Source organism: Microbacterium sp. CnD16-F (assembly GCF_024124465.1).
In the GTDB taxonomy this organism is placed as follows: Bacteria; Actinomycetota; Actinomycetes; order Actinomycetales; family Microbacteriaceae; genus Microbacterium; species Microbacterium gawkjiense.
The window spans coordinates 1-15,408 of record NZ_JAMXSA010000064.1 but is presented as its reverse complement, the minus strand read 5'-3'; the positions used below and the strand labels follow the sequence as shown (position 1 = coordinate 15,408).

The following is a 15,408-nucleotide window of genomic DNA, read 5'->3' as shown; positions in this document are numbered from 1 at the left end:
GGGCCGCAGCGACGCGCTCGCGGTGCTGTGCCGCACGCTCTTCCTCGGCGACGCCGCGCCGGCCGCGGACCTCGACCGCGCGCTGCCGACCGCCGGGGTCGCGGGTCTCGTGACGCTCGGGATCGTGCGCGTCGAGGGCGGCACCGCGACACCGCTCGTGCTGCTGCGCCCGCAGGACTACACGGATGCCGCCGGCTCGGGGTGGTGGTGGATCGTGAGCGACCTCGACGAGGCGGCGCTGGGCGGCGCGCTGCCGACCGGGCACGTCCTGGGCGTCGGCGGCGCCTCGCTCACGCTCGCCGGTCTGCAACTCGACACCCCCGCGCGGCGCGTACTCGACGTCGGGACGGGATGCGGCATCCAGGCCCTGCGGGCGCGGCGGAGCGCGTCGAGCGTCGTCGCGACCGACGTGTCGGAGCGGGCGCTGCGGTTCACGCTGCTGAACGCCGCGCTCAACGACGTCGACGGCATCGAGGTGCGCCACGGCAGCCTGTTCGAGCCCGTCGCGGGCGAGGAGTTCGACCGCGTCGTCTCGAATCCCCCGTTCGTCATCACGCCGCGCGTCGCCGGGGTGCCCGAGTACGAGTACCGGGATGCCGGTTTCGCGGGTGACGATCTCGTCGCGGCGTTCGTGTCGGGCGTCGGCGGGGTGCTCGCCCCCGGCGGGACGGCGCAGCTGCTCGGCAACTGGGAGTACCGCGACGGGCAGGACGGTCTCGACCGCGTGCGGAAGTGGGTCGCGGCATCCGCTCACCCGCTCGACGCGTGGATCGTGGAACGCGAGCAGCTCGACCCGCTCGCGTACGCCGAACTGTGGGTGCGCGACGGCGGCACGGCGCCGGGGAGCCCCGACTACGCCCGCCTCATCGACGCGTGGCTCGGGGACTTCGCCGCGCGCGGGGTGACGGCGGTCGGCTTCGGGTACCTGCTGCTGCGGCGGACGCCGATCGGGATGCCGCCCCTCGCCCGCTACGAGCGCGTCACCCAGCCGGTGCCCGGGGCCCTGGGGCCGCACCTGGGGGCCGCGCTCGCGGCGTGGGACCGCCTGGGGCTCCTCGATGACGACGGACTGGCCGAGGCGACCGCGATCGTCGCGTCGGACGTCACCGAGGCCCGCCACCACCGCCCGGGCGCCGAGGAACCCTCGGTCATCGAGCTGCGTCAGGGCGCCGGGTTCGGGCGCGTGCTGAACGTCGACCCCGCACTCGCCGCCCTCGTCGGCGCGTGCGACGGCGACCTGCCGCTCGGCGTGCTCATCGACGCGATCGCCGACCTGCTCGAGGTGGATGCCGCCGCGCTCCGCGCCGACCTGCTGCCGCGCGTGCGCGAGCTGGCGTTCACGGGGTTCCTGCGCGTGGTGTGAGGCGGGGTGCGGCGGATGCCGTCGGTAGGCTCGTAGGCATGCTGAACATGGCCGACGGTCTCGCGCGCCTGGGCGCGCTCGCGGAGGCTCCCGTGTCGGCCACGCTCGCCCGCGCGTTCGCGGATGCCGGGTTCGAGCTCGCGATCGTCGGCGGACCCGTCCGCGACGCGCTGCTCGGCCGCACCGTCAACGACCTCGACTACACGACGAACGCGCGACCCGACGACATCCTGCGCATCGTGAAACCGCTCGCGACGGCGACGTGGGACATCGGTCGCGCCTTCGGCACGATCGGCGCGAAGATCCGGGGCGAGCAGGTCGAGATCACGACCTACCGCGCCGACAGCTACGACGGCGCGACCCGTAAACCCACCGTCGAGTTCGGTGACTTCCTCGAGCAGGACCTCGTCCGCCGGGACTTCACGGTCAACGCGATGGCGCTCCGCATCCCGGGACCGTCGCTCGTCGACCCGACCGGCGGCGTCGAGGACCTCGTCGGCGGGTCGCTGCGCACCCCCACCGATCCGGACGTCAGCTTCGGCGACGACCCGCTCCGGATGCTGCGCGCCGCCCGCTTCGCGAGCCAGCTCGGCATGGACGTGCACCCTGCGACCCTCGAGGCGATGAGCCGGCTCGCGCCGAGCCTGTCGATCGTGAGCCCCGAGCGGATCCAGGGGGAGCTCGTGAAGCTCCTGTCGACGGATGCGCCGGACCGCGGCATCCGTCTGCTCGTCGACACCGGCCTCATGGCGCTCTTCCTGCCCGAGGTCCCGGCCCTACGGCTCGAGGTCGACGAGCACCACCACCACAAGGACGTCTACGAGCACTCGCTCACGGTGCTCGCGCAGGCGATCGACCTCGAGAAGCAGCGGCACCCGGGTCAGGCGCCCGACGTGACCCTGCGCCTCGCCGCGCTCCTGCACGACATCGGCAAGCCCGCGACCCGCAAGCTCGAGCCGGGCGGCGCGGTCAGCTTCCACCACCACGACGTCAAGGGCGCGCGGATGGCGCGCAAGCGGCTGCAGGCGCTGCGGTTCGACGGTGCGACGACGGATGCCGTGTGTCAGCTCATCGAGCAGCACCTGCGCTTCTTCGGGTACGCCGAGGGCGCGTGGACCGACTCGGCCGTCCGGCGGTACGTCCGCGACGCGGGCGAGCAGCTCGAGCGGCTGCACATCCTGACGCGAGCCGACGTGACGACCCGCAACAAGCGCAAGGCGACGCGGCTGCGCACCGCGTACAACGACATCGAGTCGCGCATCGCGGCGCTCGCCGAGCAGGAGGAGCTCGACGCGATGCGTCCCGAGCTCGACGGCAACCGGATCCAGGAGGTCCTCGGCATCCGTCCCGGTCGCGAGGTCGGCGAGGCGTACCGGTTCCTGCTCGACATCCGCCTCGACGAGGGGGTCATCGGAGCGGATGCCGCCGAGCAGCGCCTGCGCGAGTGGTGGGCCGCGCGGAGCTGAGCCCGTGCACGCGGCTCAGCGCAGGCGTCGCGCTGCGGTGAGGTCGATGACGAAGAGGACGGCACCCTGGATGACGATCGCGAGACCGTGTCCGCGGGCATCCGCTCGGCTCAGGCGCCCCCCGAACGAGGGCGTACGCGCCGCGAGGTGGGCGCCGGTGGCGACGTAACCGACGTCGAGCGCCGCGTTCACCAGGAGGATGCGGCGCAGCATCCGCTTCTTCGGGACGCTCCGCTGACGGCGGGTGAACGCCGCGAGACCGGCGTCGATCGCGCCCCACATCAGGTTCTGCAGGCCGAACGCGCGGGTGCGCGGGAACAGCGCGAGCGCGCCGCCGACGACGACGGATGCCGTGCCCCACCGCGTCAGGCGACGGACGACGACGGCGGCGACGGACTTCGCGGAGCTCATGCCTTCATCATGGCCCGGCGGCGGGGCCCCGGGGCCGCTCGCCTGTCACGATCTGCGGCCGGCGACGGCGTGTCGTGACAGGCGAGCGCGGGTGGTCGCCTTGCCGCGGGCCGCCCCCGCCCTGTCGTTCCCGGGCAGGTCGACCTAGACTGACCGGCACCGCTCCTTCGACGATGATCGGAGCCCCATGAGCTCGCCGTGGTCCGCCCGGGTCCAGGTCGCGCCCGCCACCTCGCGCCTGCTGATCGAGCGCGCGCACGAGGAGCTCCTCGCCGGGAACGCCGGCGACCCGCGGCTCGAGGATGTCCGGCCGCTGGTCCGGGAATCGTGGCGCCGGTCGCTGGCCTCGGATGCCGCCGCCGAAGGGCTCCCGCGCCTCGACATGACGGCCGACGAGCTCGAGGCCTACCGCCGCGCCCATCCGCTCGCGGGCGTCATGGAGATGGTCCGATCGCTCCTGCTGCCCGGTTCCGCCGAGGACTCAGGTGTCATCGTCGCGGTCGGGGACGCCTCGGGTCGCCTCCTCTGGGTCGAGGGCGACCGTGGGGTGCGCACCCTCACCGGCGATATGGGATTCGTCGCCGGCGCGGACTGGGCCGAGGCATCCGTCGGCACCTCGGCGCCCGGTACGGCGCTCGCGCTCGACCGGGCGGTGCAGATCCGGCAGGCCGAGCATTTCAACCGCTTCGTGCAGCCGTGGTCGTGCACCGCGGCGCCGGTCCACGACCCCGAGACCCGGCGCCTGCTCGGGGTGATCGACGTCACCGGCGGCAGCGAGGCCGTCACGCCGCAGGCGCAGCTGCTCGTCGACGCGACGGCGCGCGCCATCGAGAGCGAGCTGCTCGTCGGACGGCTGCGCTCCCGCGCCGAGGCGCCCCGGCGCCGAGCCCCCCGCGCCGCGACCGTCCGGCACGCGACCCTGCGGGTTCTGGGGCGCGACCGGGCGCTGCTCGAGACGGAGGGGGATGCCGCGGCATCCGTCGTCGAGCTCAGCGCACGACACGCGGAGATCCTGCTCATGCTCGCCAGCCACCGGGAAGGCCTGTCGGCCGAGGCGCTCGCCGACCTCGTCTACGGCGAGCCCGCGGTCGAGACCCTGCGACCCGAGATGGTGCGCCTGCGCAGAGTGCTCGAGAAGCAGGCGCCGCAGCTCGTGCCGCTGTCGCGTCCGTACCGGCTGCCGGCGGAGCTCGAGACCGACGTGCAGCACGTCGTGTCGCTGCTCGACCGCGGGGCGCACCGCGTCGCGCTCGCCGCGTACACCGGGCCGGTGTTGCCGGACTCGGTCGCGCCCGGGGTGGAGGAGCTGCGCACGTCGGTGCGGGCCACCCTGCGCGAGACGATGATCGGCGAGGCCGGCGTCGAAGCGCTGCTCGCCTACGCCGACAGCGCCGACGGGCGGGAGGATGCCGAGGTGCTCCGCCTGTGCCTGCGCATGCTGCCGCCGCGCTCGCCGCGTCGCCCCGGGCTCGTCGCCCGGCTCGAGGCCCTCACCGCCTGACCCGTCGTTCCGCTGTCGCAAACGGCAGGCCGCCGCGGCGTGTTGCGACAGGGGAAGGCGGGGACGGGGGGATGCCGGGGCGCAACCGGATGCAACGTTGCGCGGCGTAGCGTGCCGGCATCCGATCCGCGGCGACGTCGCCGCATCCATGTCCGTCGAAGGAGACAGCATGACCATCGTCGAAGAGGGCGTTTCGAGCGTCTACGCCGCACCCGGCCAGCGGGGCGCGGTGGCGGAGTACCGGGCGCGCTACGGCCACTACATCGGCGGCGAGTTCGTCGAGCCGGTGAAGGGCCAGTACTTCGAGAACATCACCCCCGTCACCGGCAAGCCGTTCTGCGAGGTCGGCCGCGGCACCGTGGAGGACATCGACCGCGCGGTCGACGTCGCGTGGAAGGCGTTCGCGTCGTGGAAGAAGACCACGCCCGCCGAGCGCGCCGTCATCCTCAACAAGATCGCCGACCGCATCGAGGAGAACCTCGAGAAGATCGCCGTCGCCGAGACGTGGGAGAACGGCAAGCCGGTGCGCGAGACGCTCGCCGCCGACATCCCGCTCGCCGTCGACCACTTCCGCTACTTCGCAGGTGTGCTCCGGGCTCAGGAGGGCTCGCTCAGCCAGATCGACGAGGACACCGTCGCCTACCACTTCCATGAGCCCCTCGGTGTGGTCGGCCAGATCATCCCGTGGAACTTCCCGATCCTCATGGCCACGTGGAAGCTCGCTCCCGCCCTCGCCGCGGGCAACTGCGTCGTGCTCAAGCCCGCCGAGCAGACCCCGGCATCCATCCTGTTCCTGTTCGAGATCATCGGCGACCTGCTTCCGGCGGGCGTCGTCAACATCGTGAACGGCTTCGGGATCGAGGCGGGCGCGCCGCTCGCGCAGCACATGCGCATCCGCAAGGTCGCCTTCACCGGTGAGACCACGACCGGCCGGCTCATCATGCAGTACGCATCGCAGAACCTCATCCCCGTCACGCTCGAGCTCGGCGGCAAGAGCGCGAACGTCTTCTTCGACGACGTGGCGCGCGACCGCGACGCGTACTACGACAAGGCGCTCGAGGGCTTCACGTTCTTCGCGCTGAACCAGGGCGAGGTGTGCACGTGCCCGTCACGCGCTCTCATCCAGCGGTCGATCTACGACCAGTTCCTGGGCGACGGCCTCGACCGGGTCTCGAAGATCGTGCAGGGCAACCCGCTCGACCCGGCGACCATGATCGGTGCGCAGGCCTCCAACGACCAGCTGGAGAAGATCCTCAGCTACATCGACATCGGAAAGCAGGGCGGCGCCAAGCTGCTGGCCGGCGGTGAGCGGGTCGACCTCGGCGGCGACCTGAGCGGCGGATACTACGTCGCGCCGACGGTGTTCGAGGGCACGAACGACATGCGGATCTTCCAGGAGGAGATCTTCGGCCCGGTCGTCTCGGTGACGAGCTTCGACGACTTCGGCGACGCGATCGACATCGCCAACGACACCCTCTACGGTCTCGGTGCAGGCGTCTGGAGCCGCTCGGCTGACACCATGTACCGGGCGGGACGTGCGATCGAGGCCGGCCGTGTGTGGACGAACACGTACCACCAGTACCCCGCCCACGCGGCCTTCGGCGGGTACAAGCAGTCGGGCATCGGACGCGAGAACCACCTGAAGATGCTCGACCACTACCAGCAGACAAAGAACCTCCTCGTGTCGTACGCCGAAGGCGCGATGGGCTTCTTCTGAGCCGTCACCCCATGACCGACACCACCTACAGCAGGGTCGCCGTCTCGGACGAGGCGGCGGCCCTGCTGCGCACCCTCACCGCGCAGCACGGTCCGCTGATGTTCCATCAGTCGGGCGGATGCTGCGACGGCAGCAGCCCCATGTGCTACCCCGTGGGCATGTTCCTCACCGGCGCGGGCGACGTGAAACTCGGCGAGATCGACGCGGGCCTCGACGATCCGATCGAGGTGTACATGTCGGCATCCCAGTTCGAGTACTGGAAGTACACGCACCTCACGATCGACGTCGTTCCGGGACGCGGGGCGGGGTTCTCGGTCGAGGGGCCGACGGGGATGCGGTTCCTCATCCGGTCCCGGATGCTGACCGACGAGGAGCTCGCCGCCTTCGGGCTCGCCTGAACGCCCGACCACGACCGTTCACCCGGACGACACCTTCCGGTCACGCCCGCTTGTTTGGATCGCGGGGTGTCCTCCCCGATCGTGACCGTCATCCTGCCGGCGAAAGACGCCGGCCCGTACATCGGCACGACCGTCACGACCCTCGGACGCCAGTTCGAGGACCCGGGTCGCCTGCGCCTCGTGGTCATCGACGACGGCTCGACGGACGACACCCGCGCGCAGGTGCAGCACTTCGCGCGCGACATGCCCCACGTCGAGATCATCTCGAACGCGCAGCCCGTCGGCCTCGCTGCGGCGCGCAACCAGGGACTGGACCTCGTCGACACCGACTTCTTCTGTTTCGTCGACGGCGACGACTGGATGCACCCCGAGCGCCTCGAGAGCCTCGTCGGCTCGATGCGCCGGCTGGAATGCGACTTCGTCCGCACCGACCACGTCACCGACACCGACGGTCGCCGCCGGCTCATGCGCGCACCGCACGGGCGCCGCGGACGGGTCGTGTCGCCGCGCGACGCGATCATGCCGGCCGACGAGACGACGATGGTCGACTACCCCTATGCCTGGGCGGGCATGTTCCACCGGCGCGTGCTGGACCAGGGTCTCGCGCACTTCGAGCCGGGCCTGTTCACGGCCGAGGACCGCCCGTGGATCTGGCGCCTGCACCTGCGCGCGGAATCGTTCGCGGTCGTGGACGCCCCCGCGATCCTGTACCGCCGCGGCGTCACCACCTCGCTCACGCAGGTGCTCGACCGGCGCCAGCTCGACTTCCTCCCCGCCTTCGCCGAGGCGATCCGCGTCGTCGAGGCCGACGACGAGGCCGACCGCTTCCTCCCCAAGATCGCGACGACGACGATGTCCGTGTGCGCCTACCACCTGTTCCGCGCCCGCGCGATGTCGACCGCCGACCGCACGGCGCTGCGCACCGGCATCCGTGACCTGCTGCGCGCCATCCCGGCCGAGCAGATCGACCCGGCGCTGTCGCGGCTGTCGGACCGCCGTCGCCGCATCCTTGCGCGCCTCGTGCGCGAGGTGCGCACCGCATGACGCAGATCTTCGTCCTCAACTCCGCGTACGGTCTCATGACCGCTGTCGCGGCGATGGATGCCGGGGCCATCCCGGCATCCCCGTCGGGACGCATCCTCGTCGCCGTGAACGCGGCCATCATCCCCGAAGCCGCCCCGGGCATCGGGGACGCCGCGCACCTGGCCACCCTCCGCGCGCGCTTCGACCGCGTCGTCGACCTGAACGCTCTGCTCGCCCCGGAGCGCCCGCCGCACTGGCGCGTGACCGCGAACGCGGCTCCCATACTCGAGCGCCTGCTGCGCCAGGCGTGGGGGATCGGCGACGCGGACGTCGAGCTGTTCCTGCAGAGCCCGCAGGTCGCGCCGTCGCGGGTGTTCATCGACGTGTTCGCCGGTGCCGACGTGTCGATCGTCGGAGACGGCCTCATGACGTACTCGCCGATCCGCAATCGCTGGCCGCACACCGTCGTGAGCCGGGTCACCGCCGTCGTCTACGCCGACACCGTGCCGGGCGTCGAGCCGCTGCTGTTCCCCGTTGCCGCTCGAGTGCCCGTGCCACCCGCAGCCCTCCGCGCGATCGTCGACGAGGTCGCCGCCGCGACGGACGCCCCCGAGATCGATGCGCTCGTGCAGCTCGATCGCCCGGCCCTGGTGCTCGGGCAGTACCTCTCGGCGCTGAAGCTCATCTCGGCCGACGAGGAGCTGCGGATGCAGTGCGACATGATCGACCGTGCGCTCGAGTGGCGCCCGGGCTCGATCGTGTTCAAGCCGCATCCGTCGTCGGCCCCCGCCCTCATCGACGACCTCGCGGCGCACGCCGCCGCGCGCGGGGTGGGCCTCACCGTCTTCCGCGGCGGCACCCCCGCCGAGGTCCTCGCCGTGCGGCTGCCGTTCGTCGGCGCGGTCGCCGGCTTCTCGACGGCCCTGCCCACGCTGCAGGCGCTGACCGGCCTGCCCATCGGCGCCGTCGGCACCGATCTGCTGCTGCAGCGACTCACCCCGTTCGAGAACGGCAACCGCATCCCGGTCACGATCATCGACGCGCTCACCCGTCCGGACTCGCCCTACCCGGGAGAGCGGATGCAGCTGCTCGTCGATGCCGTCGGGTACGCCATGCAGCCGGTCATCGCCGCGCACCTGCGGCCGCGCGCCGAGGAGTTCCTCGCGTCGGCGCCCGCCGCCGAGCGCTCCCGGTATTTCGCCCGCACGCGCCTGACCTCGCTCGCGCTCCCCGGCGGCGGCACGCCCGGCCTGTTCTCGCGTGCGCTCGGCCAGCGCGACGGCGCGAGTCGCATCACAGAGGTGCAGCTCGCGCTCCGCGGCGCGCGGCGCCGGGGGAAGCGGGCCTGGAAGGCCCTGCGAGGAGGATGACGTGACGCCGAGCACCGCCCAGACGATCGCGATCATCCCCGCTCGCGGCGGGTCGAAAGGCGTGCCGGGCAAGAACGTCGCTCGCGTCGGCGGCATCCCGCTCGTCGCGCGCGCCGTCCGTGCCGCGCTGACCTCCGGCGCGATCGACCTCGTCGTCGTCTCGACCGACGACGCCGCAATCGCCGACGCCGCGCGCGCCGCCGGGGCGCGCGTCGTCGACCGCCCCGCCGACATCTCCGGCGACCAGGCCAGCTCCGAGAGCGCGCTGCTGCACGCCCTCGACACCCTCGCGGCCGAGGGGATCACCCCCCGGGTGACGGCGTTCCTGCAGGCGACGAGCCCCTTCATCCCCGCCGCCGCCCTCGGTGAGGCGGTGGCGCTCGTGCGGGGCGGTCGCGCCGACAGCGTGTTCTCGGCGCGGGAGAGCTACGAGTTCGTCTGGCGGAGGGATGCCGCCGGGGCGGCATCCGCTCTCGGTCACGACGCCGCACACCGACCGCGCCGGCAGGACCGCGACCCGCACTACGTCGAGACGGGCGCGTTCTACGTCTTCACGACCGACGGGTTCCGGGAGGCCCGGCACCGCTTCTTCGGCCGGACCGGGATCGTCGAGGTCCCCGAGGAGTCCGCGATCGAGATCGACGACCCGGCGCACCTGCGCACCGCGCAGACCCTCGCGCACCTGCTCGAGCCCGCCGAACCCCTCGCCGCGCGGGTCGTCGTGACCGACTTCGACGGCGTCCACACCGACGACTCCGCCTGGGTGGATGCCGCCGGCACCGAGCACGTGCGCGTCAGCCGCTCCGACGGCATGGGGGTCGCGCTGCTCCGGCGAGCCGGGGTGCCGGTTCTGATCCTGTCGACCGAGCAGAACGCGGTCGTCCGCGCCCGCGCCGAGAAGCTGCAGGTCGAGGTGATCCACGGCGTCGACGACAAGGCGACCGTGCTGCGACAGTGGGCGACCGACCGCGGCATCGACCTCGCCGAGACGGCCTACCTCGGCAACGACGTCAACGACCTGCCGGCGATGGCTCTCGTCGGCTGGCCCGTCGCCGTCGCCGACGCCCGGCCCGACGTCGTCGCCGCCGCGCGCGTCGTGCTGACGCGCCCCGGCGGCGCCGGAGCGGTGCGCGAACTGGCCGACCGCGTCCTCGCCGCACGCTGACGCACCCACCCGACAGCCAGTCGTCTGATCCTCGCCACCCGGGATTCATCCGTCATTCACGGTCGGAACCGACGCTGAGGGGAGTAACGACGAAAGGACTCGCCATGACGGTGACCATCGGAAACCACGTACTCGGCGGCGGACACCCCGTGTACGTCATCGCCGAGATCGGCCTCAACCACAATGGCGACGTCGAGCTCGCCAAGCGTCTGATCGACGTCGCCGCCGACGCCGGCGCGAACGCGGTCAAGTTCCAGAAGCGCACCCCCGAGATCGCGACGCCCGCACACATGCGCGACACGCTCCGCGAGACCCCGTGGGGCACGATGACCTACCTCGAGTACCGCTACCGCGTCGAGTTCGACCGCGACCAGTACATCGAGATCGGCGACCACGCCACGATGCGCGGCCTCGACTGGTTCGCCTCGCCGTGGGACGTCCCGAGCGTCGAGTTCCTCGAAGACCTCGGCGTCATCGCCCACAAGGTCGCCTCGGCGAGCCTCACCGACATCGAGCTGCTCGAGGCGCTGCGCGCCACCGGCAAGCCGGTCATCCTCTCGACGGGCATGTCCACGATCGAGCAGATCGACCGCGCGCTCGAGGTGCTCGGCACCGACCGCACGGTGCTCATGCACGCGACGTCGACCTACCCGATGGAGCCCGAGGAGGCGAACATCAAGATGATCGCCTCGCTCCGCGACCGCTACGCCGGCATCCCCGTCGGATACTCCGGCCATGAGCGCGGCCTGCAGATCTCCCTCGCCGCCGTCGCCCTCGGCGCGGTCGCCGTCGAGCGCCACATCACCCTCGACCGCACCATGTGGGGCTCCGACCACGCCGCCTCGCTCGAGCCGACCGGTCTCGAGCACCTCGTCCGCGACATCCGCGTCATCGAGACGGCTCTCGGCGACGGGGTGAAGCGCATCTACGAGGGTGAGCTCGCCCCCATGGCGAAGCTGCGCCGCGTCCCGGCATGACCATGCGCGGTAACCGTCCGGGACGCCTGCGCGTCGTCGCGATCGCCGACGCCGACTCCTTCGTGAAGTGGTCGGCGGCGCTCATCGACTCCGCGCCGTCGGTGGACCCCCACCTGCTGCTCGTGAAGACGCCGCTCACGGTGAGCGTGGCGCAGGAGCATGCGGCGTTGGCGGGCACCGGCATCCGTCCCGAGGCGGTCACCCGCCTGGGCTGCGACGACATCGCGGCCTGGCTCGCGAAGGACCGGCCCGTCGTCGTCGTCATCGGCGGCCGCGGCCCGTTCGTGCGGCTCGTGATGCGGCAGATCGACCGCGTCGCGCCGCGGCCCGTCGTGGTGTCGGGGCTGCCCGGCATCTCGATCCCCGCCCAGCGCGGCGCCGCGATGTATCGCAAGCACTGCGATCTCATGATCGTGCACTCGCAGCGCGAGCGACGGGCGTTCCGGCACCTGGCCCAGCGCCTTGGCCTCGAGCTGCGCCTGGGGCTCGCGACCCTGCCGTTCGCGCGTCCGGCGCGTCCGTCCGGGGGCGGCACCGACCTCGTCTTCGCGGCGCAGGCGATCGTCCCGCGCGAGCCCGCCGACCGGGTCGCCATCGCGGGCATCCTGCGGGCCGCGGCCATGGCCGACCCGTCGCGGCGTGTCGTCGTGAAGCTGCGCTCCCGCCCCGAGCTCGGCGAGACCGAGACGCACTACGAGCGCACCGAGCTGACCGAACTGCTGCGGGACCGGCCCGACAACCTCGTCTTCTCGCACGAGCCGATGGCGCAGGCGCTCGCGAACGCCGAGGGGCTCGTCACGGTCAGCTCGACGGCGGCGATCGAGGCCATGGCGATGGGCGTCCCCGTCATCGCCCTCGACACGTTCGGCGTCTCGAAGACGCACCTCAACACCGTGTTCAACGGCAGCGGCGTGCTGGGCAGTGCCGAGGACGTGATCGCCCGCCGGTTCCGGCACCCGAACGCGCAGTGGCTCGCCGACAACTACTTCCACGCCCCCGAGCAGTCGACCTGGTGGTCCGACGTCGAGCAGCTCGTCTCGCTGCGCCGGCGCGGCCTGCTGCCGCCGCGGTTCGTCCCGACGGCCCGCGGGGGCGCGCTGCACGAGGCGTGGCAGCGCAAGGCCGTGCTCGGCCGCGAGGACCGCTCGCTCACGGGGGCCGTCGCGCTCGCCGTCGGCGCACCGCTCGTCTGGGGCATCCTCACCGCGCGCAGGGTGCTCGGCCGTCGCGGCGCGGGCAGCTGGTTCGACGACCAGACCGACATCACCGTCACCCCGGCCCGGTACCAGGACCCGATCGTCCGGCCCCGCCGCGCCGCGCTCGTCGCGATCGACTGACGGGGCGCCGGGGCTTCCCCTGTCGCAACACGCCGCGCGCGGCTGCCATTCGTGACAGGGGAAGTGGGATGCCGCTGCGCCGGGGGGCTTCCCCTGTCGCAACACGCCGCGTGCGGCCGCCGTTCGTGACAGGGGAGGAGAACGCCGCGCGTCAGCGGCGCCCGGCGAGCATCGCGGCGGCGGCCGCGGTCTCGTCGCGCAGCGCGTCCGCGAGGGCGGCGACCGCCGGGATCCGCAGCGACTCGGGCCGCACGATCATCCAGTACGGCAGCCGCTCGTCGAACTGATCGGGCAGCAGGCGCACGAGGTCGTCGTGCCGGTCGGCGACGAAGCACGGCAGCAGCCCGATCCCCGCCCCCGCCCGGGTCGCCTCGACGTGCACGAAGACGTTCGTCGAGCTCAGTCCGTCGCGCATCTCGGGCACGAGGCGCCGCGGCAGATCGAGGGCGTCGACCTGGAGGATCGCGTCGACGAAGTAGACGAGCGGATGCCGCATGAGCTCGGCGGCGTCGCGCGGCATCCCCTCCCGTTCCAGATAGGCGCGCGAGGCGTACATCCCGAGCGTGTAGGCGCCGAGCTCGACGCCCTGCGCGCGCCGGGACTGCGGGGCGCCGACGACGACCTCGATGTCGAGGCCCGGACGGTGCGCGGCGGCCCGCCGGGTCGCGGTGACGATCTCGACGCTCAGGCGCGGGTGCTGCCGGCGCAGCCGCGCGACGGCGGGGGCGGCGATGAAGGCGCTGAACCCGTCCGTCGCCGACATGCGCACGACACCCGCGATCGGGTCGTGGTCCTCGCCGGCGCCGGAGAGCTGCGTCAGCGCGGACTCGATCCGTCCGGCGGTGTCGACCGCCTGGCGGCCGAGCGCCGTGAGCTCCCAGCCGCCGCCCGACTGCGCGACGAGGCGCCCGCCGACCGCGTCCTCGAGGGCCGCGATGCGACGCGCGACCGTCGTGTGATCGACGCCGAGGGCGTTCGCCGCCGTCGTGTAGCGACCCGACCGGGCGACGGCGAGCAGCACGAGCAGGTCATCGGCGCGGAGGCGACCACGGGCATCCATGTGTGCAATTCTGCACATGACGGGTGCAGGACTGGGCATTGATCTGTATCGCGCCCGCTCCGCAGACTATCGGGCGGACGCCACCGCGTCCCGCGTCAGAGCAGACCACCCCGGATGTCATCGACGACATCGATCGGAGAGACCATGTCAGCCCCCACCCGCGCCGCCGACCCCGCGGCATCCCCCACCCCGTCCGGCCTGCGCCGCGTCGTCGCCGCCTCGATGGCCGGCACCGTCGTCGAGTGGTACGAGTTCTTCCTCTACGCCACCGCCGCGAGCCTCGTGTTCGGCACCTACTTCTTCCCGCAGACCGGCTCGTCGCTCGACGGGATCATCGCCGCCTTCGTCACCTACGCCGTCGGCTTCATCGCGCGGCCGCTCGGCGGCGTCGTGTTCGGCCAGATCGGCGACCGCTTCGGTCGCAAGCCCACCCTGCAGGCGACGATCATCATCGTCGGCGTCGCGACCTTCCTGATGGGCTGCCTGCCCGGCTTCGTCGAGATCGGGTACTGGGCCCCCGCGCTGCTGGTCGCGCTGCGTTTCCTGCAGGGCTTCGCCGTCGGCGGCGAGTGGGGCGGCGCCGTGCTCCTCGTCGCCGAGCAGAGCCCGAACCGGTCGCGCGCGTTCTGGTCGAGCTGGCCGCAGGCCGCCGTTCCCGTCGGCAACCTGCTCGCGACGCTCGTGCTGCTCATCACCTCGTGGGTGCTGAGCTCCGAGGACTTCCTCGGCTGGGGATGGCGCATCGCCTTCTGGCTGTCGGCCGTCATCGTCCTCGTCGGCTTCTACATCCGCCGTCACGTCGAGGAGGCGCCGATCTTCCTCGAGGCCAAGGCGCAGGTCGAGGCCGAGAAGGCGGTCTCGTACGGCGTCGTCGAGGTGCTGCGTCGCTACCCGGTCGGCGTGCTGCAGGCCATGGGCGTGCGGTTCGCGGAGAACATCGTCTACTACATCGTCGTCAGCTTCTCGATCGTCTACCTGAAGACCGTCCACGAGTACGACACCAGCCAGCTGCTGCTCGCCCTGCTCATCGCGCACGTCGTGCACTTCCTCGTGATTCCGCAGGTGGGGCGCCTCGCCGACCGGTTCGGCCGCCGGCCCGTCGCCCTGACGGGCGCGACCCTCAGCGCGACGTGGGCGTTCTTCGCCTTCCCGCTGTTCGACACGCTCAACCCCGTGCTCATCGTGCTCGCCGTGACCGTCGGCCTGACGTTCCACGCGTTCCTGTACGCGCCGCAGCCGGCGATCATGGCCGAGCTGTTCCCGACCCGCATGCGCTACTCCGGCGTCTCGCTCGGCGCGCAGGTCACGGCGATCGCGGCCGGCTCGCTCGCCCCGATCCTCGCGACGCAGTGGCTGCGCGACTTCGGCTCGTGGACCCCGGTCTCGATCTACATCGCGATCGCCTGCCTCATCACCGGGACCACGATCGTCCTCATGCGCGAGACGAAGGGCGCCTCGCTGCAGGCGATCGACGAAGCGGATGCCGTCCGCACGGCCGAACTGCTCCGTGAGAAGGAGCGCGCATGACCGACCTCACCGGCCGGACCGCCCTGGTCACGGGTGGCGCGAGCGGCATCGGCGCGGCGTGCGCCTCGGCGCTCGCCGCCGCCGGTGCCCGGG

13 protein-coding genes and 1 pseudogene are annotated in these 15,408 nt (G+C 72.3%); 12 read left to right on the top strand and 2 right to left on the bottom strand.

Translation table 11 applies throughout. The features are described from left to right. A partial coding sequence (locus tag NH287_RS13410; protein ID WP_253036014.1) for a methyltransferase occupies nt 1–1,363 on the top strand: 1,363 nt, incomplete at its 5' end. A gap of 38 nt (nt 1,364–1,401) precedes the next feature. Further along, nucleotides 1,402–2,829, top strand: coding sequence for a CCA tRNA nucleotidyltransferase (locus NH287_RS13405; RefSeq protein WP_253036013.1), 1,428 nt, complete (start codon nt 1,402–1,404; stop codon nt 2,827–2,829). A gap of 15 nt (nt 2,830–2,844) precedes the next feature. Here the strand turns inward: NH287_RS13405 and NH287_RS13400 are convergent, their stop codons facing one another. Beyond that, nucleotides 2,845–3,240 (bottom strand): hypothetical protein, encoded by a 396-nt coding sequence (locus NH287_RS13400; RefSeq protein WP_253036012.1) that lies wholly within the window; start codon nt 3,238–3,240, stop codon nt 2,845–2,847. A 187-nt stretch (nt 3,241–3,427) separates the two neighbouring features. On the opposite strand from NH287_RS13400, the gene NH287_RS13395 reads away from it, so the two are divergent. The 8 genes from NH287_RS13395 (at nt 3,428) to NH287_RS13360 (ending at nt 12,728) form a co-directional block, all read left to right on the top strand. Beyond that, nucleotides 3,428–4,741 carry a helix-turn-helix domain-containing protein gene (locus NH287_RS13395; protein WP_253036011.1) on the top strand — a complete coding sequence of 438 codons (1,314 nt, stop codon included), beginning with the start codon at nt 3,428–3,430 and terminating at the stop codon, nt 4,739–4,741. Nucleotides 4,742–4,910: 169 nt separating this feature from the next. Beyond that, nucleotides 4,911–6,458, top strand: a complete 1,548-nt coding sequence (locus NH287_RS13390; protein WP_253036010.1) for an aldehyde dehydrogenase family protein — start codon at nt 4,911–4,913, stop codon at nt 6,456–6,458. A gap of 11 nt (nt 6,459–6,469) precedes the next feature. Then, nucleotides 6,470–6,856, top strand: a complete 387-nt coding sequence (locus NH287_RS13385; protein ID WP_217528859.1) for a DUF779 domain-containing protein — start codon at nt 6,470–6,472, stop codon at nt 6,854–6,856. Nucleotides 6,857–6,922: 66 nt separating this feature from the next. Next, the gene (locus NH287_RS13380; RefSeq protein WP_253036009.1) at nt 6,923–7,900 is read left to right on the top strand and encodes a glycosyltransferase family 2 protein; all 978 of its coding nucleotides are present in this window, start codon (nt 6,923–6,925) and stop codon (nt 7,898–7,900) included. Beyond that, complete coding sequence (locus tag NH287_RS13375) at nt 7,897–9,249, top strand: alpha-2,8-polysialyltransferase family protein (protein WP_253036008.1); 1,353 nt, start codon at nt 7,897–7,899, stop codon at nt 9,247–9,249. Before NH287_RS13380 ends, NH287_RS13375 begins: the two co-directional genes overlap by 4 nt. 1 nt (nt 9,250) lies before the next feature. Then, on the top strand, nt 9,251–10,414 hold the full coding sequence (locus NH287_RS13370; protein WP_253036007.1) for an acylneuraminate cytidylyltransferase: 1,164 nt from the start codon (nt 9,251–9,253) through the stop codon (nt 10,412–10,414). 104 nt (nt 10,415–10,518) lie between these two features. Further along, a complete protein-coding gene (locus NH287_RS13365) occupies nt 10,519–11,391 on the top strand; it encodes an N-acetylneuraminate synthase family protein (protein ID WP_253036006.1) in 873 nt (290 codons plus the stop codon). Beyond that, nucleotides 11,388–12,728: a DUF6716 putative glycosyltransferase gene (locus NH287_RS13360; protein ID WP_253036005.1), complete on the top strand. Its 1,341-nt coding sequence runs from the start codon at nt 11,388–11,390 to the stop codon at nt 12,726–12,728. Before NH287_RS13365 ends, NH287_RS13360 begins: the two co-directional genes overlap by 4 nt. 151 nt (nt 12,729–12,879) lie before the next feature. Here NH287_RS13360 and NH287_RS13355 read toward each other — a convergent pair whose 3' ends face one another. Continuing rightward, a complete protein-coding gene (locus NH287_RS13355; protein ID WP_253036004.1) occupies nt 12,880–13,788 on the bottom strand; it encodes a LysR family transcriptional regulator in 909 nt (302 codons plus the stop codon). Between the two features lie 144 nt (nt 13,789–13,932). Between NH287_RS13355 and NH287_RS13350 the strand changes: the two genes are divergently transcribed. Together NH287_RS13350 and NH287_RS13345 are read left to right on the top strand one after the other, a co-directional pair. After that, the gene (locus tag NH287_RS13350; protein WP_253036003.1) at nt 13,933–15,315 is read left to right on the top strand and encodes an MFS transporter; all 1,383 of its coding nucleotides are present in this window, start codon (nt 13,933–13,935) and stop codon (nt 15,313–15,315) included. Continuing rightward, a pseudogene (locus tag NH287_RS13345) lies at nt 15,312–15,408 on the top strand (3-hydroxybutyrate dehydrogenase); the annotation flags it as partial. The gene NH287_RS13350 and the pseudogene NH287_RS13345, both read left to right, overlap by 4 nt.

Bases quoted from the DNA above. Each gene is read 5' to 3' on its own strand.
- NH287_RS13405 (WP_253036013.1), top strand. From the start codon at position 1,402: ATGCTGAACATGGCCGACGGTCTCGCGCGCCTGGGCGCGCTCGCGGAG.
- NH287_RS13385 (WP_217528859.1), top strand. From the start codon at position 6,470: ATGACCGACACCACCTACAGCAGGGTCGCCGTCTCGGACGAGGCGGCG.
- NH287_RS13375 (WP_253036008.1), top strand. From the start codon at position 7,897: ATGACGCAGATCTTCGTCCTCAACTCCGCGTACGGTCTCATGACCGCT.
- NH287_RS13390 (WP_253036010.1), top strand. From the start codon at position 4,911: ATGACCATCGTCGAAGAGGGCGTTTCGAGCGTCTACGCCGCACCCGGC.
- NH287_RS13365 (WP_253036006.1), top strand. From the start codon at position 10,519: ATGACGGTGACCATCGGAAACCACGTACTCGGCGGCGGACACCCCGTG.
- NH287_RS13355 (WP_253036004.1), bottom strand. From the start codon at position 13,788: ATGGATGCCCGTGGTCGCCTCCGCGCCGATGACCTGCTCGTGCTGCTC.
- NH287_RS13400 (WP_253036012.1), bottom strand. From the start codon at position 3,240: ATGAGCTCCGCGAAGTCCGTCGCCGCCGTCGTCGTCCGTCGCCTGACG.
- NH287_RS13395 (WP_253036011.1), top strand. From the start codon at position 3,428: ATGAGCTCGCCGTGGTCCGCCCGGGTCCAGGTCGCGCCCGCCACCTCG.
- NH287_RS13350 (WP_253036003.1), top strand. From the start codon at position 13,933: ATGTCAGCCCCCACCCGCGCCGCCGACCCCGCGGCATCCCCCACCCCG.
- NH287_RS13360 (WP_253036005.1), top strand. From the start codon at position 11,388: ATGACCATGCGCGGTAACCGTCCGGGACGCCTGCGCGTCGTCGCGATC.